The 3,198-nt window shown below is 39.6% G+C and carries 2 protein-coding genes and 1 pseudogene; all 3 read right to left on the minus strand.

All coding sequences use genetic code 11. The annotated features are described in order from the left end of the window. A pseudogene (locus tag ACOVO2_RS03830) lies at positions 1–410 on the minus strand (2-hydroxyacid dehydrogenase); the annotation flags it as partial. 48 nt (positions 411–458) lie between these two features. Continuing rightward, on the minus strand, positions 459–1,325 hold the full coding sequence (locus ACOVO2_RS03835; RefSeq protein ID WP_421768697.1) for a hypothetical protein: 867 nt from the start codon (positions 1,323–1,325) through the stop codon (positions 459–461). 144 nt (positions 1,326–1,469) lie between these two features. After that, positions 1,470–3,020, minus strand: a complete 1,551-nt coding sequence (locus ACOVO2_RS03840) for an Rne/Rng family ribonuclease (protein ID WP_421768698.1) — start codon at positions 3,018–3,020, stop codon at positions 1,470–1,472. Positions 3,021–3,198: the final 178 nt, after the last annotated feature.

Here is a 3,198-nt window from a genome sequence, read left to right on the forward strand (position 1 = left end):
CCAATCAGTTTTTCAAGCGAGAAATTCCCTTCTCGTACGCGATTATAAGCCTTATGCGTTTTGCGATTGAGTGTCATGATTAGAGCCAGAGCGTGTTCGGCCACCGCATGAGGTGAGTAAGCAGGTACTCGCACAACGCCGATATTTGCCTTTTGGGCAGCTTCCAAATCAACATTATTGAAACCTGCACAACGCAAAGCAATGAGCCTTATGCCCAATTGAGTCAGTTTTTCTATGACCGAAGCATTTACTTTATCATTCACAAAAACACAGATAGCATCATTACCTTCTGCTAATCGAACCGAGGTTTCGTTGAGGGCAACATCAAAAAATGTCAGCTCGTGTTTCTGATTGTGTTTCTCGAAGAAGTCTTTATCGTAGGGTTTTGTGCTAAAAAAGGCTATTTTCATGAGGAAAAGGTGTGTTTTGAAATAATTATTCGGTGAAGATACGAATAATTATTGATTACTACTTTTGCCTATCTGATAGCTGATTGATAAATGATTAGAAAATCCTAATGCCGAATGGCTACTGAGAGCGTAGTCGAAAATTAATTGTTTCGATTGAAACCCAAAACCAAAATGGGCATTATTGAGCTTTGAGGTAAGACCCGTTCGGAGGTAAAAATTCTTAACTATTTGGTACTCTAACCCAGCTTTGATGAGTGTAGGTAACTCAATATTTTTTTCGGCTTCGGTCACCAATAAAATTTGCTTTGTTGGTGAAAACGAAAGACCCAAACGCAGTACGGTTGGAATTTGCTGTGAGGCAAAAAGTTTAGCACCAGTAAGGTTATAGGCATGAAAACCCACTTGTACTTTTGAACTCAATTTGGTCATGACTCCAAATTCGGTCAGTAGAGTATTTTTTGCAGCAAAGTTTTCGATAGCCGCTTGGAAATAGCTTACTTTCAGCCCCAAAGCAACTCGATTCATGCTTTTTCCAATGGCTATACCCAGTTTTTGTTCGTTGTAGAGCTTATCGCCAAAACGCTCGACTCCCAAACCGATATTCGCCAATTTTGCATTATAATTGCCTGATAGTGAGAGAGTTTGTAGTCCTGCAATGTTGTATCGAGCATGATAAGAAGAGCTAACGAAGTTATCTTTCAGAAAACCCAAACCTGCTGGATTATTGAAAACCGCATTACGGTCGGCCAATGCAACGGTAGCGTTGCCAATTCCCCAACTTTTGGCTCCAATCGGGAAAGGCTCACCCGAAGCCAACGTTAAATTGCTTTTAAAAATCAATAGCAAGCCACAGAAAACCAGTGTTTTCCACCGATTGGCAAACTTTTGATAATAAACAGCAATAGGTTGTGACATTTCTCGAAATTTTGGGCAAAATAGAGAAATATTTAGAAAATAAAAAAGTGTAGAGAAGATTATCGCTCAGTTTTAAGCAAATACGATTTACCAACGGATTGCCGTTGGAATAAATGTTCAGGAAATCTTGGATGGTAAATGAAATTACCCAATCTCAATTTCATCGCCCAATTTATTGAGGAAATGAAACTCGGTGATACCGATTGAAGAGTCTTTGATGAGTTTTACCCATGTTCTATACTTCAAGAACCATTTCATTTGTTTTGAAATAAGTCCTTCTCTGTAATAGGCATAGATAAACGGATGGAGTACGATGCTTATACCGCTTTCGTTTTGTTTAGAAAGGATATAATCGAGGTTGTTTTCGATGAGGTCTGTCACCACGATACTCGCCTGAATCGTGCCTGTTCCGCTACAAGTAGGGCAGGTTTCACGAGTAACGATGTTCATTTCTGGACGAACACGCTGACGAGTGATTTGCAATAAACCAAATTTAGAAATCGGAAGAATCGTATATTTCGAGCGGTCGCCTTTCATCTCTTCTTTCATTGCTTCCTGAATAATGCGACGGTTCTCGCTTTTCTTCATGTCAATGAAATCGACTACGATGATTCCGCCCATATCACGCATACGTAATTGGCGACACAACTCTTTTGCCGCTTCTAAGTTTACAGCCAGTGCCGTTGACTCTTGGTCGTCTTCTTGAGTTGATTTATTACCGCTGTTTACGTCAATAACGTGAAGTGCTTCCGTGTGTTCGATAATCAAATAGCCACCGTTTGGCAAGCTAACTGAGCGTCCGAACAACGATTTTATTTGTTTTTCAATACCGTATTGCTCAAAAAGTTTGTTTTTGCCCGTGTGGAGTTTCAAAATTTTCTCTTTATCGGGTGCAATGGTATGCAAGAAAGTTTTTACGCCTTCAAAGTTTTCTTTCGTATCAACATAAATGTTATCGAAATCATCATTGAGCATATCTCTCAATATTGATGATGCACGACCCATCTCGCTGATGATACGGTCACGAGGCTTAGCATCACGCAAGGCCTTCATTCCTTCTTCCCATTTCTCCACACAAAACTCAATATCACGGCTCAATTCTTCCATATCTTTGCCTTCGGCTACAGTTCGTACAATCACCGCAAAGTTTTCGGGCTTCACCGACGACACCATTTTGTGTAGTCGCTGACGCTCTTGCTTATTCGTGATTTTCTTAGAAATATTAACCGAATTGCCAAAAGGCACTAAAACCACGTTTCGTCCTGCAATCGAAATATCGCAAGAAAGACGTGGGCCTTTGGTCGAGATAGGCTCTTTTACAACCTGTACGAGTACGGGAGTATTTTTCGTAACAACATCATTGATTTTGCCGAATTTTTCGATTTCGGGTTCCATCTTGAACCCTTTCAAACGAAGATTAACTGGGCGTTTGGCAATAACGTCTTTTACGAATTTATTGAGAGAATTGTACGAGATAATCTCGTTGTAGTGAAGAAAACCATCTTTATCATAGCCAACATCAACAAAAGCGGCATTATTACCTTGCACAACTTTCTTGACTACCCCCAAATAGATATCTCCGACGGCAAACTGATGTTCCGTCTCGTCAAAGTGATATTCGATTAGCCTTTTATCTTGAACAAGGGCTATTCTATCACCTTTCTGTGTGGTACTGATATATAATTCGTTGCTCAAAGTTGAGGTAGAATCAAGGGGTTAATGAATGTTTTGGTTTGACTATGAAAAGGGTGGAGGATTAATAACCATACTTTACTTTAAGTAATGAATGATTATTAACCCTCAAGAAAAATTATTTTTTCTTATGACGATTCTTTCTAAGACGCTTCTTTCTTTTGTGCGTGGCCATTTTATG

Source organism: Emticicia sp. (assembly GCF_049241225.1).
Taxonomy (GTDB): Bacteria; Bacteroidota; Bacteroidia; order Cytophagales; family Spirosomataceae; genus Emticicia.